13 protein-coding genes and 1 pseudogene are annotated in these 26,243 nt (G+C 73.7%); 7 read left to right on the top strand and 7 right to left on the bottom strand.

Translation table 11 applies throughout. The features are described from left to right. Window positions 1–561: 561 nt before the first annotated feature. The gene (locus DTL70_RS27940) at window positions 562–1,098 is read right to left on the bottom strand and encodes a MarR family winged helix-turn-helix transcriptional regulator (RefSeq protein ID WP_114024798.1); all 537 of its coding nucleotides are present in this window, start codon (window positions 1,096–1,098) and stop codon (window positions 562–564) included. 149 nt (window positions 1,099–1,247) lie between these two features. Here DTL70_RS27940 and DTL70_RS27945 point away from each other — a divergent pair, with 149 nt between their 5' ends. Continuing rightward, the gene (locus DTL70_RS27945; protein WP_114024799.1) at window positions 1,248–2,711 is read left to right on the top strand and encodes an MFS transporter; all 1,464 of its coding nucleotides are present in this window, start codon (window positions 1,248–1,250) and stop codon (window positions 2,709–2,711) included. Between the two features lie 101 nt (window positions 2,712–2,812). Here DTL70_RS27945 and DTL70_RS27950 read toward each other — a convergent pair whose 3' ends face one another. Both DTL70_RS27950 and DTL70_RS27955 read right to left on the bottom strand, forming a co-directional pair. Next, window positions 2,813–5,029, bottom strand: coding sequence for an ATP-binding SpoIIE family protein phosphatase (locus DTL70_RS27950; protein WP_425470415.1), 2,217 nt, complete (start codon window positions 5,027–5,029; stop codon window positions 2,813–2,815). A gap of 201 nt (window positions 5,030–5,230) precedes the next feature. Continuing rightward, the gene (locus DTL70_RS27955; RefSeq protein WP_245979899.1) at window positions 5,231–6,865 is read right to left on the bottom strand and encodes an NAD(P)/FAD-dependent oxidoreductase; all 1,635 of its coding nucleotides are present in this window, start codon (window positions 6,863–6,865) and stop codon (window positions 5,231–5,233) included. A gap of 427 nt (window positions 6,866–7,292) precedes the next feature. On the opposite strand from DTL70_RS27955, the gene DTL70_RS27960 reads away from it, so the two are divergent. Continuing rightward, window positions 7,293–8,129 carry a TetR/AcrR family transcriptional regulator gene (locus DTL70_RS27960; RefSeq protein WP_245979878.1) on the top strand — a complete coding sequence of 279 codons (837 nt, stop codon included), beginning with the start codon at window positions 7,293–7,295 and terminating at the stop codon, window positions 8,127–8,129. 842 nt (window positions 8,130–8,971) lie between these two features. Continuing rightward, window positions 8,972–9,487 (top strand): annotated as a pseudogene (locus DTL70_RS35185) (RNA polymerase sigma factor); the annotation flags it as partial. An 839-nt stretch (window positions 9,488–10,326) separates the two neighbouring features. Here the strand turns inward: DTL70_RS35185 and DTL70_RS27970 are convergent. Continuing rightward, a complete protein-coding gene (locus tag DTL70_RS27970; protein ID WP_114024802.1) occupies window positions 10,327–14,277 on the bottom strand; it encodes an AfsR/SARP family transcriptional regulator in 3,951 nt (1,316 codons plus the stop codon). Between the two features lie 99 nt (window positions 14,278–14,376). After that, window positions 14,377–16,749 (bottom strand): asparagine synthase-related protein, encoded by a 2,373-nt coding sequence (locus tag DTL70_RS27975; RefSeq protein ID WP_245979879.1) that lies wholly within the window; start codon window positions 16,747–16,749, stop codon window positions 14,377–14,379. A 1,150-nt stretch (window positions 16,750–17,899) separates the two neighbouring features. Here DTL70_RS27975 and DTL70_RS27985 point away from each other — a divergent pair. From DTL70_RS27985 to DTL70_RS28000, 4 genes are all read left to right on the top strand, one after another. Continuing rightward, window positions 17,900–19,447, top strand: a complete 1,548-nt coding sequence (locus DTL70_RS27985) for an NsdA family TPR-like regulatory protein (protein ID WP_114024804.1) — start codon at window positions 17,900–17,902, stop codon at window positions 19,445–19,447. A 272-nt stretch (window positions 19,448–19,719) separates the two neighbouring features. After that, a complete protein-coding gene (lhgO, locus tag DTL70_RS27990; RefSeq protein WP_114024835.1) occupies window positions 19,720–21,003 on the top strand; it encodes an L-2-hydroxyglutarate oxidase in 1,284 nt (427 codons plus the stop codon). Between the two features lie 187 nt (window positions 21,004–21,190). Next, window positions 21,191–22,120, top strand: coding sequence for a tRNA (guanosine(46)-N7)-methyltransferase TrmB (gene trmB / locus DTL70_RS27995; protein ID WP_245979882.1), 930 nt, complete (start codon window positions 21,191–21,193; stop codon window positions 22,118–22,120). 118 nt (window positions 22,121–22,238) lie between these two features. After that, window positions 22,239–23,681: a PrsW family intramembrane metalloprotease gene (locus DTL70_RS28000; RefSeq protein WP_245979885.1), complete on the top strand. Its 1,443-nt coding sequence runs from the start codon at window positions 22,239–22,241 to the stop codon at window positions 23,679–23,681. Between the two features lie 67 nt (window positions 23,682–23,748). On the opposite strand, the gene DTL70_RS28005 is transcribed toward DTL70_RS28000, so the two are convergent. Together DTL70_RS28005 and DTL70_RS28010 are read right to left on the bottom strand one after the other, a co-directional pair. Continuing rightward, entirely contained in the window at window positions 23,749–24,696 is a 948-nt protein-coding gene (locus tag DTL70_RS28005; protein ID WP_114024838.1) for an aldo/keto reductase, read from the bottom strand. Between the two features lie 160 nt (window positions 24,697–24,856). Next, window positions 24,857–26,242 carry a M23 family metallopeptidase gene (locus DTL70_RS28010; RefSeq protein WP_245979888.1) on the bottom strand — a complete coding sequence of 462 codons (1,386 nt, stop codon included), beginning with the start codon at window positions 26,240–26,242 and terminating at the stop codon, window positions 24,857–24,859. Window position 26,243 lies beyond the last annotated feature (1 nt).

A 26,243-nucleotide genomic window follows, 5' to 3' on the forward strand; every position in this document is an offset into this window, starting at 1 on the left:
GGTCGGGGTATCAACATATCTGGCGTTGACTTTTGGCACGCTGTTGAGTTCTCAAGGAACGGACGCTTCCTTCAAAACCGTCTCACGGGTTTCTCCGGACGTTTGCCCTTTCGGTGTCTCCGACTCTATCAGATCCGTTTCCCGGCCCGTTTCCGGTGCCGTTCTTCCGAATCGGATTCCCCTGTCGGCGGGGCGCCTTCCGGCTGGTCTCTACTTTAGAGCCTTTTCCCTCCGGCTCCAAATTGAGCCGGCCGCAGAAGAAATTCGGCATGCCGAAGAAACCCCTGCGAAGGGAAGAGCGTGCTCTCGAAGTGGTACCCGCCGGAGTGGCGAAGAGAGTCGCCGCGAAACCAGGACGGCTTTGCGGCAACCCGATGAACCTTACGGAGCACTGGTCGTACTGTCAACCAGGGCCGGTGCCCCCTCAACTCCCGTGGAGGCGACCCCGGCTTGGCCACCGTGGCCGGCCACTCGTGGCTGGTCGCGTCCGTCCGCCGAGCCCGCCGCCTCCGTCCACCGTGGCACCGGTCGACGTCCTTCCGACGGGGCCGGTCGAGGCCGTCAGTCGAGGTCGGTGAGTCGGCCGCTCGCGTCGTGCTGGGCGTGCTCGACGCGGCGCAGGAGGCGGGTGAGCATGTCGCCGAGTTGGGTGCGCTCCGTCGTGGAGAGGTCCTGGAGGAGGTCCTCTTCGAAGACCGAGGCCTTGCGCATGACCTCCAGCCACTTCTCCCGGCCGGTGTCGGTGAGTCCGATGATGACGCGGACGCGGTTGTCGGGGTCGCGCTCGCGGGTGACGAGGTCCTGGCCGAACATGCGGTCGATGCGGTGGGTCATGGCGGCCGGGGTGAGACCGAGGCGCTTGGCGATGGTGCCGGGCCACAGTTGATATGGGCTGCCGGCCATGACGAGCTCCTTGAGCACCTCCCACTCGGGGCTGCTGAGTCCAAGGGTGGCGAGCTGGCGGCCGTAGGCGACGTTCATGCGGCGGTCCAGCCGGCTCAGCGCGTTGACCACCTTCTCCACCTGGGGGTCAAGGTCGCGGTACTCGCGTTGGTAGATCGCGATCTGCTCGTCGAGGGTCGGTTGTCGGTCCGGCATGTGGCCAGTGTCCCATGGCAACTCGTTCGCCCTAAACGGTTGCCCTGTGTATTCTTTAGTGTCGAACTTTAGCTTCGAACTCTGCGGGCTCGGCACCCGTCCTCCCCCCATCCCCTTCTCTATCTAGGCAGGTGAGTGTGACCACGGCGATGGCCGCCGCGCTGCGGCGGATCCAGCTCGGTAACGCGCTGGCAGCTTTCGGCAACGGCTTCACGGTGCCATTCCTCTTCGTGTACGTCGCGCGGGTGCGCGATCTCGGTGACGGCACCGCGGGTGCGGTGCTCGCCGCGTTCGCCGCGGCCGCGCTGATCGTGCTGCCCTTCACGGGCCGCGTGATCGACCGGAGCGGACCTCTCGTGATGGTCGTCATCGGGGCGGTCTCGGCCGCCCTCGGTGCCCTGGGATTCGGGTTGTCGACCACCGCGCCCGCCGTACTGGCCGCCTCGGCCGTGATGGGCGCGGGCATCGCCGTACTCCAGCCGGCGCTCGCGACGATGATCGTCTGGTGCTCGACACCGGGTACGCGGTCGCGGGCCTTCGCCACCCAGTTCTTCCTCAACAACCTCGGGCTGGGCGTCGGCGGGCTGCTCGGCGGCATGCTCGTGAACGAGCACGTCCCGGCGAGCTTCACCCTGCTGTTCTCCATCGAGGCGACGATGTTCCTCGTCCTGCTCGCCGTCCTGGTGACGGTCAGGGTGGCTCGGCCCGCCGAGGCGGCAGCCGGCTCCGGCGCGGGTGCCGCGTCCGGTGCCGGTTCCGGTGCCGCGCGGGGCTCCGGGTGGGGCGTGCTCCTGCGGGACCGTCCGATGGTGCTGCTCGGCGTCCTGGGGTTCGTGATCTTCTTCGCGTGCTACGGCCAGTTCGAGTCGGGGCTGTCCGCGTACGCCGTCGAGGTCACCCACATCTCCACCGCGACGCTGGGGACGGCGTTGGCGGCGAACACGGCGATGATCGTGCTCGCGCAGTTCGTCGTCCTGCGGCTGGTGGACGGGCGCAGGCGCAGCCGGGTGGTCGCTCTGGTGGGCGCCATCTGGACCGTCGCGTGGTTGGCCGCGGGGGCGTCCGGGCTCGTGCACGGGGCGCAGGCCGTGGCGACCGCGCTCCTCATCGGTACGTACGCCCTGTTCGGCGTCGGCGAGACGATGCTCTCGCCGACGGTCGCCCCGATGGTTGCCGACCTGGCGCCCGCTCGGCTCGTGGGCCAGTACAACTCGGCTTTCGCCCTGGTCAAGCAGCTCGCTCTCGCCGTCGGACCCGCCGTGGGCGGGGCGATCGCCGCGGCCGGCGCCTGGTCGACGTACATCGTCATGCTGGTGCTGTGCTGCCTCGGCGTCGTCGGGCTCGCCTTCCTGCTGGGCCGGAGGCTGCCCGAGCGGGTCGACCGGCCGGGGTCGGTCGTCGTCGCGCGCGGCGGCTCTCCCTCCGGCAGCGGCGAGGAGGTGCCGGAGGGTGCGGTCGCGACGTCGGCACAAGGCGCCCTGCCGCCCGAGACCGCGGTGCTGTCGGGCAGTGGCGTGCTGTCCGAGAGTGCCGTGCTGTCAACGGACGCGGCGGCGCCCGGCGGTGCGGTGTCGTCCGGCGGTGCGGGTGGGCGGGTGCCCAGCGCCGTGTGACCGTGCTCCGGGCGGCTGTCCGCCCGGCCGCCGCGCCCCCTGCCCAGCCAGGTGGCCCCGCCCCTTCCCCGACCGGAGGGGCGGGACTCGTTCCGGTCCTGTCAGGTGCTCGGGAGAGCGAACTCGCACCACACCGACTTGCCGCCCCCGGGCGTTCTGCGGCATCCCCACGAGGACGCGATCGTCGCGACGATCGAGATGCCCCGCCCCGACTCGTCACCCGGTTCGGCGCGCCGGCGCCGGGGCAGGTGATCGTCGCCGTCGGTGACCTCGACGATCAGACGGCGGTCCGTACGGCGGAGCCGCAGCCGCATCGGCGGGGTGCCGTGCTGGAGGGAGTTGGCGACGAGTTCGCTGGCGGCCAGCACGCCCAGGTCGCGGAGCTCCACCGGAAAACGCCAGGAGGCCAGCACGCCGGAGGCGAAGGCGCGGGCGCGGGGGGCGGCCTCCGTGCCGCCGAGCAGGTCGAGCGCCGCGTTGTGGAACAGCTCGGCGTCCGTGCCGGTGCGCTCGGGGTGCTGGCAGACGAGGACGGCCACGTCGTCGTCGTGGTCCTCGGTGATGCCCAGGGCGCGCAGCAGACGGTCGCAGACGATGTCGGGCGACCCGGTCGCGCCGGCGAACGCGGCTTCCAGCGCTGCCACGCCCTCGTCGATGTCGGCGTCCCGGCGTTCGATCAGACCGTCGGTGTAGAGAACGGCGGCCGCGCCCGGCGGCAGCGGCACGCTGCCCGAGGTGTGCAGCCAGCCACCGGTCCCCAGGGGCGGCCCCGTGTGGTCGGTGGCGCGTCGGACGGTGCCGTCCGGATCGCGTACGAGGACGGGCACATGGCCGGCGGACGCGTAGCTGAGGTGGCCCTCGCTGGGGTCGTGGACCGCGTAGACGCAGGTGGCGATCTGGGTGGCGTCGATCTCGGCGGCGAGGTCGTCGAGGAGTTGCAGCACCTCGTGCGGCGGCAGATCCAACCGCGCGTAGGCCCGCACAGCCGTACGGAGCTGGCCCATCACGGCGGCGGCCCTGACACCGCGCCCCATGACGTCCCCGATGACGAGCGCGGTGCGACCGGCGCCCAACGTGATCACGTCGTACCAGTCACCTCCGACGGCGGCGTCCGTGCCGCCCGGCTGGTACGTGGCCGCCACCCGCAGGTCGTCGGGCTGTTCGAGTTCTTGGGGCAGCAGGCTCCGCTGGAGGGTGACGGCGGCTTCCCGCTGCCGGCGCTCGCTGGCGCGCAGGCGTTCGACGGCCTCGACCTGGTCGGTCACCTCGGCGGCGAAGATCAGCACCCCGCTGTCGTCCGAGGTCGTGATGGGTGTGCAGGTGAACGTGTAGTAGTGACCCGTACGGCGCCTGGATTCCTGGCGCGTGGCTCCCTTGGCGCCACCTGCCGCGGCTCCCTTGGGACCGGTCGGGCCTCCCTTGGACCCGCCGGAGCATCCCGCCGGAACGCCGGACGTCGTCCCCGTCTGACGCTGCTGGACCCTGCGGGACTTGACCGTACGGGGCGTGCCGCTGCGCCGTACCTGGTCCATCAGGGGGAGCAGTCCGAGCTCGACCAGTTCGGGCAGCGCCTCGCGCGCCGCTGCCCCGGTGGGGCGCGGGCCGAAGACCCGGGTATACGCGTCGTTGACGAACGCGATGCGGTGCTCCGGTCCGTGGACGATCGCGGCCAACGCGGGGACCTGGCCCAGCAGGTCGTGCACGGGCAGCGTGTCGATGCCGCCGCGCTGCCGTGGCGGCCGAGTGCCGCCCCTGGCCTTCGGCGCCCCCGTGTCCCCCCTCGCAGAGAGCGGGTCCGTCTCGGAGCGGGGACGGCCGCGGGCGCCGGGGACGGTGGGGGTCTCCGCCGCACGCGTGTCCGGGGCCGGCTGCCGGCCCGGTCCCGTGGGCGTTTCGGCGCTCCCTTGCGCACGCGTACGCGTGCTCACGTCCGCACGGGCGTCGCCGCCCGCTGTCGTGTCCCGGGGATACGGCTCCGTGTCCGCCGGCGGCGATTGCGTGGCCACATGGGCGCCCGCGTACCCGCCCGAGCGCACGTCCGCGTGGAGGCCCGGTTCCGAGTCGCTGCGGGATCCTCGCGCACCGCCCTCGTCTCCGCCCGTCCCTTCAGCCTCCGCGCCCGTCCCTCCGGACGCATCGGAGCCTCCGTCTCCGTGGCCCTCGTCTCCGTGGCTCTCCCGGTCGCCCTCGCTGTCGCTCTCGGAACGGTCGGCGTGCGCGGGGCCGGACGACTGCGCTCGCGCCTTTATCGCCGCCTGGGCGGCGGCGGTCCGCCGCTGTGTGCCGGGCAGTCGGGCGCTCCAGCGCGTGAAGTTCACGTCGTCCGATTCCTCATGTGGTTCGCGGTGTTCGCTCGGGGGCCGCTCAGGGATCACTCTTCGCAGACGCGGGCCCACCCATGGTCACACGTCCAGTGTGGCGCACCGCGCCGACATTCGTCAGACGCCGCTGTGCGGCGGCCACTTGCGACGCGGCGACCCCGGTGCTTTTCGGTGCTGCCGGTGCTGCTCCGGCAAGGGTCAGTCCTTGTCGGGCCGCCGTACGGTGCCTGCCGCCATCTCGAACTCGGCGCGCGGGTGCTCCAGGGAGCCCAACGAGACGATCTCCCGTTTGAACAGCCCGGAGAGCACCCATTCGGCCAGCACGCGGGCCTTTCTGTTGAAGGTCGGCACGCGGCTGAGGTGGTACGCGCGGTGCATGAACCAGGCAGGGTAGCCCTTGAACTTCCGTCCGTACACGTGCGCGACGCCCTTGTGCAGTCCGAGGGAGGCGACCGAGCCGGCGTACGCGTGCCGGTACTCAGTGGGCTCCGCCCCTTCGAGCACAGCGGCGACGTTGTCCGCGAGGCAGCGTGCCTGGCGCACGGCGTGCTGGGCGTTGGGCGCGCAGAGGGGTGGTCCGGCACCGTCTCCCGCGGCGCGTGGAGCGCCTGCCACACCGCTGAGGGCCGCTCTGCTGACGGTGTCGTCGTGCGCCCTGTCACCGGTCTCGTCGGGCGCCTCATTTGCGGCGCCCTTGTGCGCCGCCCTTCTGGCCTCGTCCATCGCCGTCAGGTCGGGTACGGCTGCCGCGTCGCCTGCCGCCCAGGCGTGCTCCGTGCCGGTGACGCGGAGAGTCGTCTCGCACCTGAGTCTGCCGCGGGAGGTGAGGGGCAGGCCTGTACGCGCCAGGAGGGGATGCGGTTTGACGCCCGCCGTCCACACGAGAGTGCGCGTGGGGTGACGGGATCCGTCGCTGAGAGCGGCGACACGCCCCTCGCAGGAGTCGAGGCGCGTGCCGAGACGGACGTCGATGTTGCGGGCGCGCAGCTCGCGCAGCGCGTATCCGCCCATCTCCTCGCCCACCTCCGGCAGGATGCGGTCGCTGGCCTCCACCAGGAGGAAGCGCAGGTCGTCGGGGTCGATGTTGTGGTAGTAGCGGCAGGCGTAGCGGGCCATGTCCTCCAGCTCCGCCAGCGCCTCCACCCCCGCGTAACCGCCGCCGACGAAGACGAAGGTGAGGGCCGCGTCGCGGACGTCCGGGTCGCGGGTGGAGGAGGCGATGTCGAGCTGTTCGAGCACGTGGTTGCGCAGCCCGATGGCCTCCTCGACGGTCTTGAACCCGACGCCGTGCTCGGCCAGCCCCGGCACCGGGAGAGTCCGGGAGACCGAGCCGGGTGCCAGCACCAGTTCGGTGTAGGGGAGTTCGAGGGTGGACGGCTCGTGCCCGAGACCCGGGCCTGCCTGTGCGGCACGCGCGGCATCGGCCTCCGCGGTGGCGAGGGTGGTGATGTGCGCGACCCGGCGCTCGTGGTCGATGCTGCGCGCCTCACCGACGATGACCTGACAGCGCGGCAGAACGCGGCGCAGGGGGACGACGACATGACGCGGCGAGATCGAACCGGCGGCGGCCTCCGGCAGGAACGGCTGGTACGTCATGTAGGGGTCGGGATCGAGGATCGTGATCGTGATTCCCGAGGCGGACGGCAGCGGAAACGGGGACAGGCGCGGGGACGGGGGGTGGGGCAGCGGGTGGGACCGGGAGGGGGGCTGTGACGGAGACGCAGCAGGCAGCGTCGGATCAAGAGTGGGGGCAGAGGCAGAGGCAGGGGTAGGGCGCGGCGCCTCGCTGAGCCGCTGCTTCAGCTTCCGCTGAAGGCGCAGCGCCGTGTACATGCCGACGTAACCTCCGCCGACGACGAGGATGCGTGTGGGGTCCGCAGAGTCCTTCGTGGCCTTCGTCACTCGACCATGACGCACCCTCAGTCCCTCGTTTGTCCACAGGTCACACGATTCGTATGACTGCTGTGCGCCGGGCGCTCACCGGTGTCCCGATCTCTTGCGGATTTTCGTTCACGCAGGTCACCGGGGAAGAAGAGGGGGCGCGTGGGCCGGTGGCCGGCGCGGAAAAGCGGTCGTGGCCGGGGAAGGCGAAAGGCCGCGCGGCAACGCCCTCTTCTCTCACGACCTGGGCTCAACTATGTTCGTATCCCAGAGCGGGTGCGACGTGTGGACCAATGTGTCGCAGCCCGTCCCCGCGAACGCGGGGGTCTCCGGGGGGAGACAGGGATTTACCGGGGGAACGAATATGCACATTCAGGGTATGCACGGGTCTCATGCCACCGCGGCGGCCGTTTCCGCCGTGCCGGAGGGCCCGATCAGCACCAACGCCGCCGCCGCGAGCCCCTCAGGCGTCGCCCAGGCGGCCGCCGCCACTCCACGCACGGCCCCGCTGCGCGTGGACGCCCAGCGCAACCTCGAGCACGTGCTGCGCGCGGCCCGCGAGGTCTTCGGAGAGCTGGGTTACGGCGCACCGATGGAGGACGTCGCCCGTCGAGCCAGGGTCGGGGTGGGGACGGTATACCGCCGTTTCCCCAGCAAGGACGTCCTGGTGAGGCGGATCGCCGAGGAGGAGACGGCCCGGCTGACGGAACAGGCGCGGTCGGCGCTGGGGCAGGAGGACGAGCCCTGGTCGGCGCTCTCCCGTTTCCTGCGCACCTCCGTCGCCTCCGGTGCCGGACGGCTGCTGCCGCCACGGATACTGCGCGCGGACGGCTGGGCGACGGACAGCGCACCTCGCGTACCGGCACAGCGCCCGCCGGCCCAGGCCGAGTTCGCCGGGGACGCGCGACTGGACGGAAGCACACCGCCGGATCTGCGGCTGGTGGAGCGCACCGCGCCCACCGTCGTGGCACAGGAGGTGGGTTACGAGGGGCTGGAGGAGGATCCGGGCGCGGTCGAGCTTCTCCAGGTCGTCGGCCAGTTGGTCGAGCGAGCCCGGGAGGCCGGCGAACTCCGGCCGGACGTGACGGTGGGCGACGTTCTGCTGGTGATAGCGACGGCCGCGCCCTCGCTGCCTGACGCCGCCCATCAGGCAGCGGCCTCCACCCGGCTCCTCGACATCCTGCTCGAAGGGCTGCGCTCGCGCGCCACGCACTGAGCGGTACCGAGGGGGCCGTGCTGAACGGCTCTTCCCGAGGGGCGCCTTCGGCGGCGTGCTTCCCAAGGGGCGCCTTGGGTGGGTTGGCGTGCTCGCTCGGAACCTCATGCGGGCGCTGCTCTTGCCGAGTGCACGTGGGAGGCACGGTGTGAGCGAGCGCTTTGCCGGGTCGGTGCCTCGCGGCCGGTCGTCGAGCACACGTGCGAGGGGCCACCGGGCGGGGTGATTCGTCAGCTTGTCGGCTTCCCCATCGGCACCGCTGTGCCACGCTGACGCGATGTTCCGCAGGCAGGGTGTGCACGGAAGTCACGGCTATGGCTGGTGACGAGCAGCGGGAGCCGGAGGGACCCGAGGAGCCGGAGGCACCGGGAAAGCTGGAAGCGTCGGGGGAGCCGGAAGCGTCGGAGGAACCGCGTGCGTCCGGGGAGCCGGAAGCGTCCCGGGAGTCGCCTGCGTCCGGGGAGCCGGAAGCGTCGGCGGTGACGGGAGCGTCGGGGGGCTCGGAGCAGGAGACGGAGACGGGCTCCCGCTCAGATCCCGACCCGCAGGTCCCGCCGCAGCAGTCGGCTTCGCCTCAGGTCCCCGAACAGCGTGGACGCCACGACGCGGACAGAGCCGGTCGACCGCGCAGCCCCCACCGTACGGAGCGAACCAACGCCCCCGACGGGCCGCCCGGCGCGGGGAAGGGCACGGCACTGACCGGACGCCGCGGCGCGGACAAGGCCGCGGCGCCGAGCGGGCCACGCGGCGTGGACCAGAAACCCGGGGCCCCGCGTGGGGTCCACGGGGCGGGCAGCGGCGGGACGCTCGGTGGGGCGTCGGACGCGGAGCTGCTGTCGCGGATGCGGAAGGGGGACGACGGGGCGTACGAGGAGCTGTACCGGCGGCACGCCGAGCCCGTGCGGCGCTACGCCCGCACGTGCTGCCGGGACGCGGACACCGCGGAGGACCTGACCGGTGAGGTCTTCGCGCGCACCCTGCAGGCGGTCCGCGGCGGCAAGGGGCCCAGAACCGCGGTGCGCGCGTACCTGCTCACGTCCGTACGGCACGTCGCCGCGGCGTGGACGCGGACGCGGCGGCGGGAGCGGCTGGTGGACGACTTCGCGGTGTTCGTGCAGTCGGCGGCCGCCGCCTCGGCGGCGCGGGACGTGGACACGCTGGATCTGGGCGCCGACGTGCAGGCCATGCACAAGGCGGAGCAGACGCTGGTGGTGCGCGCGTTCGAAAGCCTGTCGGAGCACGACCGGATGCTGCTGTGGCACACGGCGGTCGAGGGCGGCAGGCCGCAGGACGTGGCGGTGCTGCTGGGCACGTCGCGCGGCGCGGTGGCGACGGCGGCGCACCGGGCGCGGGAGCACCTCAAGCAGGCGTATCTGCAGGCGCACGTCAGTCAGGCGCTGACGCAGGGCGGGGAGTGTGCGCGGTACGCGGACCGGCTGGGCGCGTACGCGCGCGGTGGGCTGCGGATGCGGGCCGAGCGGGGGCTCGCCCGGCACCTGGAGGAGTGTCCGGCCTGCAGCCAGGCGGCTTCGGAGGTGAAGGACCTCAACGAGCACATCAGGCTGGTGCTGCCGGTCGCGCTCGTCGGCTGGTTCGGTACGGCCGGCGGGGCGAAGGCGTTCGCCGCGCTGCTCGGTGGTGGTGCGGCGGCGGGAGGGGCCGCGGCCGGTGGCGCGGCGTCGGGTGGTGCGGCGTCGGAGGGACTCGGGGCGCCGGCGAAGGTCGGCATCGGTCTGGGCGTGGCCGCGGCGGCGGGTGCGGTGCTCGCCTATGCGTTGACCGGCGGGGACGAGCCGGTCGAGAAGCCGCGGGCTCGTCCCTCGCCGCCGCACGCGGCGCCGGACCAGCCGCCTCGGAAGCCCGGTCCCGCGCCGCCCGAATCCCGCCCGGAGCCACGGGAGCCGACGGGGCGGCCACCGGCTCCCGGGCCGGATCCCGTACGGGCCGTGCCCCGGCGCCCGGCCCCGGAGGCGGCTCCCGTACGGCGTCCGGCCCCGCGACCGTCCCCGCCTGAGCCGGAGCCCCCGCGGAGCCCGGACCCCGAGCCGCCTACGCCCCCGCCTCCGTCTTCTCCCCCGGCCCGGCCCTCTCCTCCTGCGCCGGAGCCGGCTGAACGGCACCTCATCCGCGTCACGGACCGCGGCGTCGTCCTCGAGTCCACGACGGGGGAGCGGACGGTGCGGCTGGTGGTGGAGCGTCAGCCCGTCGGAGGGGCGCCTGACTCGGCGGCGAGTTGGTCGCACAGCTTGTCGAGACGGGCCGCCGCCTCGGCGAGGGTGAGGGGCGCACCGGCGGCCTCGGGCCCGTCGTCGAAGGCACCGTCGCGGCCGTCGTCGGAAGCGCCGTCGGAGTCGGGGACGGACGTGCCGTCGGGATCGGCGTCGGACGTGCCGTCGGGGTCGGCGCCGGAAGCGTCGGCGGCCGCACCGGCGGAGTAGGCGCGGATGGTGCCGTCGAGGCGCAGTTCGGGGACGCTCGCGGGCAGGTCCCCACGCGTCGCGCCGGCCGCGTCGGCAAGCTGGACGGCGAGGGCGGACCGACCGGCCCGGAGCAGAATGAAGCCGGCGGTCAGCAGGGCGTTGCCGGTGACCGTCTCGGGGACGGCCACCGCCAGTCCGGCGTGGAGGGCGGCGTTGATCTTGCGGAGGGCTTCGGGGATCAGCTCGTCGCCCTCGCACGCTGTGATGCGGGCGTCGAGTACGCGGAGCGGAACCTCGAAGACGGCGGGCAGGCTCCCGACGGAGGCGTATTTCTCGGCTTGCCGGTACAGCTCGCGGGCGCGTGCGATGTCGTCTTCCTCCACGGCGGCCATGGCGCGGACGAAGACGGCGAGGGTCGGTGCGTCGCGGACGCCGAGGCGGTCGCCGTCTTCCAGGGCGCGCTGGGCGAGCTGGTCGGCCTGCTTCGTGTCGCCCTGGCGGTACCAGATGTCGGCGATGCGCACGAGGAGTACCGGCATCTCGGTGAGGGCGCCGAGCTGCTGCGCGTAGCGCATGGCCGTCTCGCACTCGGCGCGGGCGTCCTCGTAGCAGCCCTCCTGAATGGCGATCTCGGCGCGCAGGCCGCACAGCTGGCTGAGCAGCCAGCGGTCGCCGGTGCTTTCGGCGAGGGCGCTGATCTCTGGGAGGTCTTCCTTCAGGCGCGGGAGGCCGCCGGGGGTGTCGAGGCGGATGTGGGCGCGGAAGAGCAGCGCGACGGCGAGTTCCCAGGGGCCGCTGTAGCGGCGGCAGTTCGCGACGAGCTCACGCATGAGGGGTGCGACGCCCTGGCCGCCTTCCAGGAGGAAGCCTGCGAAGGGCCAGAGCATTCCGGGGAAGCGTGCGGAGGCCGGGCCGGGCTCGCGGAAGGTGGCGACCAGCTGCGCCGCGACGGCGCGGTGATACGGCTCTGTGACCAGTTCCTGGGTGCGGTGTTCCGACAGCAGGAAGTAGTCGAGGAGCTGGAGTTCGCGGACCAGCAGCTCCTCGTTCTCGTCCTCGCCATCGTCCTCGTCCCGCCTCTCGTCCTCCCGCTTCCCGTCATCCCGCCTCTCGGCGCCCCGCCTCTCGGCGCCCCGTCGCTCGGGCGAGGTCGGCAGCAGGGTGAGGGCGGCCTCGACCCAGCGGGCTCCCTCGTCACGGAAGTTGCGCAGCCACCAGAACCAGCCGGCCGCGCGGACGAGTGCCACGACGGTCTCGTGGTCGCGCTGGTACAGGGAGCGGTGGAGAGCCGCGCGGATGTTGTCGAGGTCGGCTTCGACGCGGGGCAGCCAGGAGAGCTGTTCGGCCGAGCGGATGCGGGGTTCGGCGGCGGTGGCGAAGCGGAGGATCTGGGCGGTGTGCCGGGCCTCGGCCTCGTCGCGCTCCTCGGGGTGTTCGGCGGCGCGTTCGCGGGCGTAGTCGTGGATCGTCTCCAGCATGCGGTAGCGCACGCCGGTGCCGGTCAGGGCGGGGGGCTGGTCGGCGACGAGGATCGACTTGTCGACCAGGGCGGAGAGCAGGTCGAGTACGTCGTCCGGGTGAATGTGCCCACTCGGTGGCGGGCCGGGCGCCGGCGGCGACTCGTCCGCGCACACGTGTTCGGCGGCGGAGAGGGTGCAGCCGCCCGCGAAGACGGACAGCCGGCGGACGGTGGTGCGCTCGCGCTCGTCCAGCAGGTCCCAGGACCAGTCCACGACGGCCCGCAGCGTCTGCTGGCGGGGCAGCACGGTACGGCTGCCGCTGGTCAGCAAGCGGAAGCGGTCGTCGAGACGGTCCGCGATCTGACGCGGAGTGAGCGAGCGGAGCCGTGCGGCCGCCAGTTCGATCGCGAGGGGCAGGCCGTCGAGCCTGCGGCAGATCTCCGCCACGGCCTCCGCGTCCTCACTCGGACGGAAACCGGGACGCGCCGCGGCGGCACGGTCCGCGAAGAGGCGGTGTGCGGGCGCGGGCGGCAGCGGCTCGACCGGACGCACGGCCTCCCCCGGCACACCGAGGGGTTCGCGGCTGGTGGCCAGCACGGTCAGCCCGGGGCAGTGGGCGAGAAGCGTCTCGGCGAGCGTCGCGGCGGCGTGAACGACGTGTTCGCAGTTGTCGAGCACCAGCAGCGGGGTGCGGTGCTGCAAGTGCTCGACCAGCAGCGCCGTCGCGTCCTGCTGACCATTGAGCGCACGGGCGCCCTCCGTGGCGGCGGTGGACAGCGCGGTCACCCGGCGGCCGAGCGCGCTGAGGACGGCACCCGGCACGGCGGTGGGATGGTCGAGCGGCGCCAACTCCACGAACCACGTGCCGTCGGGGTGCGGAGTCGGATCGGCCGCCCCCGTCGTGGCGGCCACCTGCTCGGCGAGCCGCGTCTTGCCGGAGCCGCCGGGGCCGGTCAGCGTCACCAGCCGGGAGGCCGCGAGGTCGGCGCTGAGGGTGGCGATGTCCGTCTCGCGGCCGACGAAGCTGGTCAGCCGTGCCCGGAGGTTGCCCGGTGGGCGCGCCGGGCCCCGCCCCTCGGGGAGGGGTGTTTGTCCCTCCACGGTGGGCGTGTGCCCCTCCGGGATGGGCGCCTGCCCCTCCGAGGTGGGCGTCGGTCTCCCGCCGCCCGGTGTCGGCTTCGCGCCATCCGCCGTCGGTGTGCGTCTCGCGCCGCGCGTGGGGGCGGGCTCGGCCTCACTCTCCGGCGGGGGCGGGTGTGCGTCACGGCCCGGAGGTGGCGGGAGCGGGTGCGCGTGGTCGCCCTCGGGGGCCGCCCGGTCCCCCGGTGCCGCCCGGTCCCCCGGTGCCGGCACCGGTGTGCGGGTCTCACCGGTCCGCGCCGTCCGGACGGACCGGCCCGTGCCGGAAGTGCCCTCGTCGGAGACAGGGCCAGGGCCAGGGCCAGGGCCAGGGCCAGGGACGGGGACGGGGCCGGGGACGGGAACAGGGGCAGGCGTGGACGACGTGTCCGTGCCCGACGGGGTGCTCGCCCGGAGGAGTTCCGCGTGGAGTGCACGCAACTCCGCTCCCGGGTCGGCGCCGAGGCGGGACGCTATCCCTCTACGTACGGATTCGTAACCGGCCAGCGCCTCCGCCGTGCGGCCGCTCTCGTGCAAGGCTCTGAGGTGGAGGACCTGGAGCGGTTCGTCGAGTGGGTGTTCCGGTGCCAGCTGGCGGAGTTCGGGCAGGACACGCGCGGCGTGGCCCAGGGCGAGATCGGCGGCGAGGCGCCGTTGGAGCGCCGCGTGCCGCAGGGCCTCCATGCGGGCGGCGACGGCGACGCGGTCGGGCAGGTCGGCCAGCGCGGGGCCGCGCCACAGAGCGAGAGCTTCGCGGAGTATCCGCGCGGCCCGCTCCGCGTCGCCCTCCTCCAGTGCGCGCTCCCCCTCGGTGGCGAGGCGTTCGAAGCGGAGGAGATCGACCTCGTCGCGCTCGGGGTCGAGTCGCAGCCGGTACCCGCCGGTGAGCGATTCGACGGCGTCCCTCCCCAGGGCCCGGCGCAACCTTCCCACCAGCGCCTGCAGCGCGGCCGGCGCGTCCTCCGGCAGGGCGTCGGGGTACGCGTCGGCCCACACGTCGTCGATGAGCGCCTGGGGTGAGGCGGGTGCGCGGCTGTGGGCGCGCAGCGCGAGGGCGGCGAGCAGCGCGCGCAGGCGCTGCCCGCCGAGCGGGACGGGACGCCCGGCGTCGTCGCGGGCCTCGCTCGCCCCCAGGATCAGATAGCGCACATGCCTATTGTCCCTGTCGGTGCCGTCATGTCCGCGTCCTTTTTTCGGTTGGTGTGAAAGGGGGCGGAGCGGGGGTGGAGCGGGGCGGAGGCCCGTCCGTCACCTGGGCGTGGGCGGCAGGCTGCGTTCGTGGCGGGCGTCGGGGTGGACGCCCGCCGCCGCGGCGCGGTGGCGGGGTGCCGCGGCGCCGGTCCAGCAGGTGCCGCGGCGGGCGAGCAGGCGGCTCAGCCACAGTTCCATGGCGGCCAGGTCGGCGATGCCCTCCGCGGGGAGCGGTTCGCCTCGGGCCACCCGTTGGACGGCCTGCCGTACGACGCGGGCCTCGACCAGCCCGGCCTCGGCGAGCAGCGGTGCCTGGAACAGTTCGAGCAGCCGCTCGGAAGCGAGGCGTATGCCCGCGCGGAGGGCCGCGTGGTGCGTGGCCTGCGTGGGGGCGCCCCAGCCGGGCGGAACATCGTGGACGCCCGCCCCGGCGAGTGCGGCGCGCAGGACGGACGCGCGCGCTCCGGGGCGTACGCGCAGCGCGTCGGGGAGCTCCCGGGCGGCGCGCACGACCTGGTTGTCGAAGTAGGGGGCGTGCAGCCGCTGGTTGCGGATCTCGGCGGCCTGTTCGAGGACGCGGTGGTCGGCGGCGGACCGGGCGAGGGCGGCGCGGGCCCGTCGCTCCCCGGGCCTCTCCACGGTCGGGCGCGCCTGGGCCGCTGACTCCAGGCGCAGGGAGACCTCCGCGAGCGCCTCCCCCGTCAGCCAGCGGGCCGCCGGTCCCGGGCGGCACCAGGTGAGCGCGGCCACCGAGGCGTCCACGGCGCTCTCCCCGCCGTCCGGATAGGGCTCGAACGCGGACGCCGTGAACCCGCCGTCCCGCAGCAGTGCCGCCGTCTGCTCCACCCCTTCCCTGTAGGGCGTACGGGCCAGCCTGCGCGCTGCCCGGTAGACGGTGACGGGCACCAGCAGCGAACGCCCCGCCACCTGGCCCTCTCCCCGTTGCCCCTCCGCGCGGGCCAGCGCGGCGACAGGGCGGACGAGGTGGCGGCGGCGCCGGTCCAGCAGCAGGTCGGCCAGGCGGGCGGGGTGCGCGTCGAGGACCTGCCGGGCCCCGGCGCCGACGAAGTGGTCCGCGCTGCCCGACGTGAGACGGCTGCGGTGGCGTTCGGCCGCGACGAGAGAGGGTCCCGGCTCGTCCGTGAGCGGACCTGCGGTCAGGTCCGCGTACGGCAGCGTCTCCTCGCCGCCGGTGACCACGAGGTGGCGCAGCCGCGGGTTCTGGGCGATGGCGTGCGCCCGCTCCAGTTCGGCGGTGTGGTCCCCGGCGTCCGCGGGGTCGTGGGGGCGTCGGTCGCGGGGGCCGCGGTGTGCGGTGCCCGTTCCCGTGGTGAGGTCGTTGAAGGTGACGGCCAGCAGCCGCTCGCCCGCGCCCGCCGCACCGGAACCGAAGACCGTGCCGGGGGTGCCGGGCAGGCCGGCGGCGAGCAGCGCGAGGGTGCCGGAGGCGGGCCCGCCGGACAGGTCGGCGCCGACGCCGGGCGCGGGTCCGCCGCGCGCCCGCTGCCGGTCGGCCGGGCCCATGCCGGGGACGGGGCCCGGATCCCGTACGTCGGTGTCGTGTTCGGACGCGTGGCGGGGCGCGGTCAGGCGGGCGCGGACAGCGTTCACCAGCGCGTCCCTGACGCCCGCGACGGCCGCCTCCGGGTCGACGGGCGGCGCGCCGACGACCAGGGACGTGGACGATTCGTACCCGGCGATCTCCCGGCTGCCGCCGTCCCGCACGATCAGCGCGTGCCCCGGCGGCACCCGGCTGACCCCCCGGTAGGGGGTGCCGTCGCCCAGCGCCTCGGGGGCGTCGGGGCAGGCGAGCAGCGCGGCGAGGTGACCGAAGTCGAGCTCCGCCTCGACCAGGTCGGCGAGCGGCAGCGCGGCCGTCGCGTACGCGGTACCGCCCGCCCACGGTGTGTGGAAAACGGGCCGCACACCGGCCAGGTCGGCGGCGACGGTGAGCCGGCGCCCGACGCAGGCGACGGCCGTGTAGCTGCCGGGCCACGCGGTCAGGTGACGAAACGCTCCGCCTCGCGCGGCGATCAGTCCGAGGCGCAGTTCGTCGTCGCTGGCGCCGCAGCAGCCGAACACCGCGAGCCGGCTGCCCGGCTGGGCCTCCACCACCCGGATCTCGTCGGGCCGCCAGTCCCCGACCGCCCACAGCGGGTCCGGGTCACCCCACACCACCTGCGCACCGACGGGCTGCAGGATGCCGTCACCGCCGTCGGGCACGTGCGCGGTGTGCGGGGCGTGACCGTAGCGGCCGAAGGAGTCGTACGGGTCGTAGGCGTCGTACGCGCCGCGGGAGTCGTACGGGCCGTGGTCGTACGGGCCGCTCGAACCGGTGGACGCGCGGGTCCCGTTCGTGGTGGCCCGGGAGCCGCCGCGACGGCCCTGAGGCGCTGCCGCGGCGCTGCTCCACCCCACCAACCAGCGCATCGCCGCCTGCCTTCACGTCACTTGCCGGCACTCCCGCCGGCGTCCGCCGCCCCGTGCGGCCCCTGGGGGGACGGGTGTGCGTCGCCCTGAGACCGCTGCCGTTGCGGCTATGGTGCCACGTAAGTGGCGCACGGGAGGCGTGTAAGGGGCGCATACCTCAGTGGAGTACGCGGCTTTTCTTCCGTCCTCCCGCGCCCCCGTGCCGGCCCGCTGATCGGACTCCGCGCGCGCATATTCCTCTGGCGTCGGCCTCCGGCACCGCACACGCGACCGATGTCATTCGGCCAAATCTGCCCGTACGACCGACCACGACGGCCGCCGCCTTGACGCCCCGCGGCGCACTCGCGACGCAACACCGGACGGGCGGCGCACGGATGGCGGCGGGAGGGGCGGGTGCCGCCGGTGGTCACGCGCGACAGGCGTGCACGCCGAGCGCGCGGCACCGTCGCGTACGCCGGGCACGGAGGCACAGGGGCACACGCATGTGGACCCCCGCTGAGCAGGCGACCGTCCCGGCAGGGAGCCGGAAGAAACTGCGCGGCTGTCCGAGCGGACGATGCGCCTGTCCGAGCAGTCGTTGCGCCTGTCCGAGCGGTGGAAGGGCGCTCCGCACCGCGGGCGAGAGGGCGAACGCAGCGGTCCAGAGGGCGAGCGCAGAGAGAGAAAGCCGGCACCGAGGCCGGACGGGGGGCGAGTCGGCCGGGCCGGAAGGCACATGCGCGCCTTCCGGCCCGGACCGCCGCCCGCGGGGAATGGGACGGCGGTGTTCCCCCAGCCCACTGATCCTGTGCAGCGGGCCGACCCACGCGGCTCCCATGGAACCGCTGACCTCGCAGGCAGGGCAGGCGCATGGGCGGGCGCACGGCCACACGGCCGGTGCACGGGAAACGGCGCCACGAAACCACCCGGACCGGCGGTGGGCGCGTACGATTCCGGCCGCTCGACCGGGGGCACGCTGAGGGTGGCACGTGACCCCTGCACGTACACGCGTACGGAGAGAGATCCCGCCATCCCCCCTGACACCCCTTAACGGTGGGCATGCAGCGAACTACGCTGTGTTGGCAGTGCTTTCCGCGCCGCGCAGTGCGCAGTGACGGGAGGGGGCCCCGCGTCAGCCGCGGGGCGGTCGTCGGTGTGGTCAGGGGTGCGCATGTCCAGGGAGTCACGCGGGCCGAATGAGAAACTCGGCACCGTCCTCGCCCTCGCAGGGATCAGCAACGCCGGACTCGCCCGACGGGTCAACGACCTCGGCGCCCAACGGGGCCTCACGCTCCGGTACGACAAGACGTCGGTGGCCCGCTGGGTATCGAAGGGGATGGTGCCGCAAGGAGCGGCGCCCCACTTGATCGCCGCTGCCATCGGCAGCAAGCTCGGCCGTCCGGTGCCGCTGCACGAGATCGGCCTCGCGGACGCCGACCCGACCCCGGAGGTCGGCCTCGCCTTCCCGCGCGACGTGGGGGCCGCCGTCAAGTCGGCCACCGATCTCTACCGGCTCGACCTGGCCGGCCGGCGCGGTGGCGGCAGCATCTGGCAGTCCCTCGCCGGATCGTTCGCGGTCAGCGCTTACGCCACCCCCGCCTCGCGCTGGCTCATAACCCCGGCCGACAGTTCGGTCGCCCGCCATATCGAACTGCTCGAGGGGGTGGCCCCGTCCGCTGCCGACGGGTCCAGAACGGAGGTCACCAGAACGGACGCGGCGAACGGCGCCCTCACCGCGGTCGACTCGGGGCCGGGAAACGGACACGGGTCAGGCGCCGACCAGGAGGGCGCCACTGCGCCGCTGCGCGTCGGACACACCGACGTCTCCAAGCTGCGCGAGGCCGCGGACGAGGCCCGCCGGTGGGACTCCAAGTACGGCGGCGGGGACTGGCGTTCGTCCATGGTCCCCGAGTGCCTGCGGGTGGACGCCGCGCCCCTGCTGCTGGGCGCCTACACCGACGAGGTCGGACGCTCCCTCTTCGGTGCCACCGCCGAACTGACCCGACTGGCCGGCTGGATGGCCTTCGACACCGGCCAGCAGGAGGCGGCCCAGCGCTACTACATCCAGGCGCTGCGGCTCGCCCGTGCCGCCGCCGACGTCCCGTTGGGCGGCTACGTACTCGCCTCCATGTCGCTCCAGGCCACCTACCGCGGCTTCGCCGACGAGGGCGTCGACCTCGCCCAGGCCGCTCTGGAGCGCAACCGCGGGCTGGCGACGGCCCGCACAATGAGCTTCTTCCAACTCGTCGAGGCACGCGCCCACGCCAAGGCCAACGACGCACAGGCGTGCGCCGCCGCGCTGGCCGCGGCCGAGAGCTGGCTGGAGCGCTCCAGGGAAGGCGACCCGGACCCCTCCTGGCTGGACTTCTACTCCTACGACCGCCTCGCGGCGGACGCCGCCGAGTGCTACCGCGACCTGAAGGCACCGCGCCAGGTGCGCCGCTTCACGGAGAAGGCGCTGTCGCAGCCGAAGGAGGAGTTCGTGCGCTCGCACGGGCTGCGCCTGGTCGTCTCGGCGGTCGCGGAGCTCGAGTCCGGCAACCTCGACGCCGCCTGCGCGGCCGGTACGCGCGCCGTGGAGGTCGCCGGGCGCATCTCCTCCGCCCGTACGACGGAGTACGTGCGCGACCTGCTGCACCGCCTGGAGCCGTACGGGGACGAGCCGCGCGTCGCCGAACTGCGCGAGAGGGCCCGGCCGCTGCTGATGGCCCCTGCGTGATCGCGGCCATCAGCTCCGTTGAGTGAGCGACGCAGTCGCACGAGCGCCGCCCGCCCTGCTCGGCAGGCCGCCATGCTCGGTCACGGCCTTGCTCGGCCACCGCCTTGCTCGGTCACGGCCTTGCTCGGTCACGGCCTTGCTCGGTCGGCCGCCTGCTCGACGGGTGCGCGCGCTGCGGAGCGCGGGGCGGCCGGGGGCCGGAGAGGAACCGGGAGGGATCTCTTGATCGTCGGGGTGACGGGTGCCGCAGCGAGCTGTCAGGTGTGGGGTTCATGATGGTGGGCGTGACCTCGACGTCCAGAAGACTCGACCGCTCAGCCGTCGGCAAGGGCGCCGGCCGGCTCGACTGCGACGTGCTGGTGATCGGCGCCGGCGTCGTCGGGCTGTCCACCGCCTACGCCCTCACCCGCCGAGCGCCCGGAACCCGGGTCACCGTCCTGGAGAAGGAACCGGGCCCGGCCCGGCACCAGACGGGGCGGAACAGCGGGGTGATCCACAGCGGCATCTACTACCCGCCCGGCTCGCTCAAGGCGCGGTTCGCGCTGCGGGGCGCTGCCGAGATGGTCAAGTTCTGCGCGGAGCACGGGATTCCGCACGAGGTCACCGGCAAGCTGATCGTCGCCACCGAACACGAGGAACTCCCCCGGCTGCACGCCCTCATCCAGCGCGGCCGCCAGCACGGCATCCCCGTCAGGGAACTCGGCCCGGCCCAGATTTCCGCACACGAGCCCCATGTGCGGGGCTTGGCCGCCATCCACGTCGGCACGACGGGTGTGTGCGACTACCTGGCCGTCACCCGGCATCTCGCCCGCCTGGTGCGCGACGCGGACGCCGAAGTGCGGTACGGCGCCGCCGGACAGGTCACGGTGATCGACCGCCGCCCGGGCCGCGGCGTCGCCGTACGGACCGCGGACGGGACAGTGCTGCGGGCACGCGCACTCGTCAACTGCGCCGGACTCCACTGCGACAGCATCGCCCGCCTCGCCGGAGACACCCCGCACGCCAGGATCTTCCCCTTCCGCGGCGAGTACGCCGAGCTGGTCCACGAGCGCGAACACCTGGTGCGCGGTCTCGTCTACCCGGTGCCCGACCCGGCCTTCCCCTTCCTCGGCGTCCACCTCACCCGAGGAGTGCACGGTGGCGTGCACGTCGGCCCGAACGCCGTGCCCGCGCTCGCCCGCGAGGGCTACACATGGTCCGCCGTACGCCCCGCCGAGCTGGCCGGACTGGCCGCACACCCCGGTGCCTGGCGGATAGCCCGCCGCCACTGGCGCTACGGCGCCGGCGAGATCCGCCGCTCCCTCTCCCGGCCCTCCTTCACCGCCGCCGTGCGGCGCATGCTGCCCGACGTGACGGAGGCCGACCTGCGCCCCGCGCCCGCCGGAGTACGGGCCCAAGCCGTGCTGCGGGACGGCAGCCTCGTCGACGACTTCCTCTTCGCGGAGGGCCCGCACACCGTCCACGTCCTCAACGCCCCCTCGCCGGCCGCGACGGCCTCCCTCCCGATCGGCAGAGAGATCGCCCGCCGGGCGTCGGCGGTACTGGCCGACGCCTGATCCCCGCCCGGTCACCGACAGTCCGCCGTCGACCACACACCGGACAGGCCCGTCACCGGCCGCCGCCTCCGGTGACCCTTTTCGCAACCGTCACCGGTTTGACCGGTGACGGTTGCGAAAGAGGCCCTCCCCTCCCGGTCGACGGGCGACGCCGCCGCGGTACAGCTGCACGTAAAATCGAAGCATCGTGTCCGAAAGCAAAAACTTCTCTCCGAACGACGGCCTCGCCCGCGAGGATCTCGCCCGCCGGGACCTCGACCACGAGGCCGCCCCTGCCGATACCACCCCCACCGATGCCACCCACGGCGCCCACGACGGATCCGACGGATCCCAGGGCTCTCAGGGCTCTGACAGCTCCCACGCGGAGCGTGAGCCCCGGCCCATGGCCCGGATGTTCCCGCCCGGCGCCGGGCCCTCACCCGACCCCGCCGGGTCGCACCACGAGCGTCGTATCCGCAGCTTCCAGCCCCGCCGCAGCCGCGTCACCAAGGGCCAGCGGACCGCGTTGGAGCAGCTCTGGCCCCGATGGGGCTTCGACGTGGACGGGATGCGCCAGCTCGACCTCGGCAAACTCTTCGGCGACCCCGACCTGCCCATCGTCTTGGAGATCGGCTTCGGCATGGGCGAGGCCACGACCGAGATGGCCGCCGCCGACCCGGCCACGGGCATCCTCGCCGTCGACGTCCACACACCCGGCCAGGGCAACCTGCTCCGCCTCGCCGACGAGCAGGGCCTGGACAACGTGCGGGTCGGCAACGGCGACGCCATCATCCTGCTCCGCGAGATGCTCGCCCAGGACTCGCTCTCCGGCCTGCGGATCTACTTCCCCGACCCGTGGCCGAAGGCCCGCCACCACAAGCGGCGACTGGTGCAGCCCGAGTTCCTCGACCTGGCCGCAGGGCCGCTGCGTCCTGGCGCCCTCGTGCACTGCGCCACGGACTGGGAGGAGTACGCCGAGCAGATGCTGGACGTCCTGTCCGCGCATCCCGAGTACGAGAACACCCGGCCCGACGGCGGCTACGCGCCCCGCCCCGCACACCGCCCGCTGACCCGTTTCGAGGGGCAGGGCCTGACCAAGGGGCACGCGGTGCGCGACCTGGTGTTCCGACGCCGCTGAGCAGGCCGCCACGGCCCGCGGGGGACTGTCCGCGCCGTCCCGCGCACCCGGGCCGCCGTTGCTGCGTCGTTGCCGCAGGGCCGCAGCACATGTCACCCAAACTGGTTACTGTCGATGCGTGCATGACGAGGCAGCCGGCGCTCCAGGCGCGCCGCCGAATCCGATGACGTCCGGGCAGCCCGCGGGCCCGCCCGCGCCCGTCCCCTCGGCGCGCCCTGCCCAGCCGCAGGACGCCCCGGCGGGACAGCCCCACGCCGCCGCCCAGGGGCCGCCGGCCCCGTACGCCCCCCACGTCGGGACCGGGTCCGGACTCGGACTCCCGTACTCCGCCGTGCCGACACACCCGGTGCCGTCCTGGTGGCAACGACACCGCAGGACGCTACGCGCCACCGCGCTGATCGTGCTGCTGACGCTGTGCGGCCTGATGATCCTCGCGCTGGTACGGGAACAGACGGGGACGACGGGCCTGCTCGTCGGGTTCGGACTCGCCCTCTTCCCCGTCCCACTGCTGCTGGCCGCGTTCCGCTGGCTGAGCGCACCGCTGCCCGCGCCGTGGCGCACCCACCTGTTCGCCTTCGCCTGGGGGGCCTGCGCGGCGACACTGGTCGCCATCCTGGCCAACGGCTTCGCCACCGACTGGCTGGCCTCTTCCGTCGTCGTCGACTCGCCGCACGAGGCCGACACCCTCGGCGCCACCGTGATCGCGCCGGTCGTCGAAGAGACCACCAAGGCGGCGGCCGTCCTGCTGCTCTTCCTCTTCCGCCGTCGTCACCTCGACAGCGTCGTGTCCGGCATAGCGGCGGCGGGCATCACAGCGGCCGGTTTCGCCTTCACCGAGAACATCCTCTATCTCGGTACCGCGTTCGACCAGGACGCCGCACTGGGCCCCGACGGCCTGGCCGGTTCGGCGACCGCCGGCACGTTCCTCATCCGCATCATCTTCGCGCCGTTCGCCCACCCGCTGTTCACGGCGATGACCGGCATAGCCTTCGGCATGGTCGCGGCCCTGCCACGGCGGCGCCGCGTCCTGCGTACGGTGCTGCCGCTGCTGGGCTGGTGCACTGCAGTGCTGCTGCACGCGATATGGAACGGCTCGGCGTCCTTCGCCAACTACACGTTCCTGGCCGTGTACGGCCTTTTCATGCTCCCGGTGTTCGGCGCCCTGACATGGCTGGCCGTCTGGTCACGCCTGCACGAGCTGCGGATCGTCCGCGAGACGCTGCCCGCGTACGCGGCGGCGGGCTGGTTCAGCGAGCCGGAGCCCTGGTCGCTCTCGTCCATGCGGGCCCGCTCGATGGCCCGCGCGATGGCCCGCCGCAGCCACGGCCCCGCCGCGGCCCGCACCCTGGCCACCTACCAGCACGACGCCACCTCACTCGCCCTCCTCCGCTCCCGCGCCACCAACGGCGCCACGGCCCCCGACTTCGCCGCCCGCGAGCACCAACTCCTCCACTCCCTCCGCGCCAACCACCCCCTGTCCGGCCCCCCCACCACCAGCGCCGCCCTAGCCCTGAGCCGCCCGTACCCCGCCGCGACGTGGCCGGGGTATCCGGTGCGCTGAGCGACCGCGGATCGTTCCCGAGAAGGAGCGAGCCCGGAGGGAGGCGGCGGTTGAACGGGGGACGGGGTTACGAGGAGGCGTCCGTCAGGAGGCGGACCTCGTCGTGGGTGAGTTGGAGGTCGGCGACGGCCATGAGGGCCGGGAGTTGGTCGACGGTGCGGGCGCTGGCGATGGGGGAGGTGACGGTGGGCTGGGCCAGGAGCCAGGCGAGGGCGACGGTGGCCTCGGGGGCCTGGTGGGCGCCCGCGACCGTGGAGAGGGCCGCCAGGACGCGTTGGCCGCGCTCGGTGGCCAGGAGCTTGGCCGCCTGGCCTGACCGTGCGCCCTCGGGCGGCTGTTCGCCGGGCTGGTACTTGCCGGTGAGGAAGCCGGCGGCCAGCGCGTAGTACGGGAGCACGGCCAGGGACTCGCGCCGGGCGAGGGTTTCGAGCTCTCCCTCGTACGTGTCGCGGGAGACCAGGTTGTAGTGCGGCTGGAGTGCGACGTACCGGGCGGTTCCTTCGCGGTCGCTGAAGGCGAGGGAGGCGGCCAGGCGTTCGGGGGAGATGTTCGAGGCCGCGATCTCGCGGACCTTGCCGGCCTTGACCAGGTCGTCCAGCGCCTGGAGGATCTCGGAGACCTCGACCGACTCGTCGTCGAAGTGCGTGTAGTACAGGTCGATGCGGTCGGTCTGCAGGCGGCGCAGCGAGTCCTCACAGGCGGCCTTGATGTTCTGCGGGTCCAGTCCCATGCGGTCGGGGTGCCGGGCGACCTTGGTGGCGACGACGACGTCGTCGCGGACCGCGGGGCCGCGCGCCGCGAGCCACTGGCCGATCACCGTCTCGGACTCGCCGCCCGAGTTGCCCTCCACCCAGGCGGAGTACCCGTCGGCCGTGTCGATGTGGTTGCCGCCGCCTTCGGTGTAGGCGTCCAGCACGGCGAAGGACGTGTCCGTGTCCGCGGTCCAGCCGAAGACGTTGCCGCCGAGTGCGAGCGGCGCGACGGACAGCTGACCGATCTTCTTGCCGGCGTTCATCTGCATGCCGCGACCGTAGCGCGCCGTCTCCCTCCGGTGCGGGTACAGCGCGCGAGACTTCCCCCGCGCGGCTGTGGGGGGCGACAGTTCCGTCAGGCGCCCCCCACGTGCTCGCGGGGAGCCCCGCGGGCGCGTGCGGGGCCCCGTCGTCAGAGGCGGGTCAGACGTTGACGCCCTTGTCGCGCAGCCACGTCAGCGGGTCCACCGGGGCGTCGCCGTCCGGGCGGACCTCGACGTGCAGGTGCGGCCCCGAGGAGTTGCCGGTGGAGCCGACGCGTCCGATGACGTCGCCGGTGCTCACCTTGTCGCCTGCCGACTTGGTCATGGACGAGAGGTGGCAGAACCACAGTTCCGTGCCGTCGTCCGGTTCGAGGACGACGCGGTAGCCGTACGAGCCGGCCCAGCCGGCCTCCTTGACGGTGCCGGTGTGGATCGCCTTGACGGGCGTGCCGTTGGGGGCGGCGAAGTCCTGGCCTGTGTGGTCGTTCTGCCATCTGCCGCCGGACTGGCCGAAGCCGGCACTCAGCTGGTAGGAGGCGACCGGCGCGACATAGCTGCGGGCGAGCTTGGCCCGGCGTTCGGCCGCCGCCTTGGCCTTCGCCTCGGCGGCCTTCGCCTCCGCGGCCGCGCGCCGGCGTTCGTCGTGGGCCTCGGCTCGCGCGCGCTCCTCGGCGGCGGCCCGCTTCGCGGCCTGCTCCGCGGCGGCGCTCGCGGCCTGGCGTGCCGCGTCCTCGCGGGCTTGTGCGTCCGTCGCGGAGTGGTGCCGCTCGGCCTGCGCGAGGATGCGGGCCCGGAGTGCCTCGCCGGCGCCGCCGCCCGTGTCGGCCGCGTCGGCCGCGTCGGCTCCGTGTGCCGCCTGGGCGCCGTCCGTTCGCTGGGCACCGTCTGTGCCGTCCGCGTCGTCGGAGACGAACGCTCCGAGGCCGGGGATGTCCTCGGCGTCGGGCAGGTGGCCGGTCAGGTCCCGCGCGGTGTCGGCGGCGGCGCCGAGGTCGGGTACGGATATGGAGCCGGGGTCCTTGTCGTGTGCCGTGGCCATGCCGCCCGCGCCCACGGCGGCGATCATGCCGACGCCGAGAACGGCCCCGCCGCGCGCCACACCGCCGGTCCGCTGCCGGGCGACCCGGTGCTTGCCGCGCAGTGAGCGGGTGGCCTCCTCGGTGGGGTTCCACTCCTCGGTGCGGATCCCCTCGTCCTGCGGGCCGATCCCGTCGGAGGACTCGCCCGCGCCGGCCTTGGACTCGCCGTAGGGATGCTCAGTGCCGTGCGGTTGCGCAGCGCCGTGCGGGCCCGGAGCGCCGTGCGGATACGGAGCACCGTACGGATACGGAGCACCATGCGGATGCGCGCCGCCGTACGGGAGCGGGCCCCCGTACGGCTGAGGACCGCCGTTCGGCTGCGGGCCGCCGTACGGCTGCGGGCCACCGTACGGCTGCGGGCCGCCGTGAGGGGCCGGCGCGGGGGTGGGAACGGGGGAGCCGACGGTGCCGGGCTGCGGGCCGTACCCGACGGCCTCGGGGGCAGGGCCCTGGGATGTGGACGCCACG

Source organism: Streptomyces diacarni (assembly GCF_003323715.1).
GTDB classification, from domain to species: Bacteria; Actinomycetota; Actinomycetes; order Streptomycetales; family Streptomycetaceae; genus Streptomyces; species Streptomyces diacarni.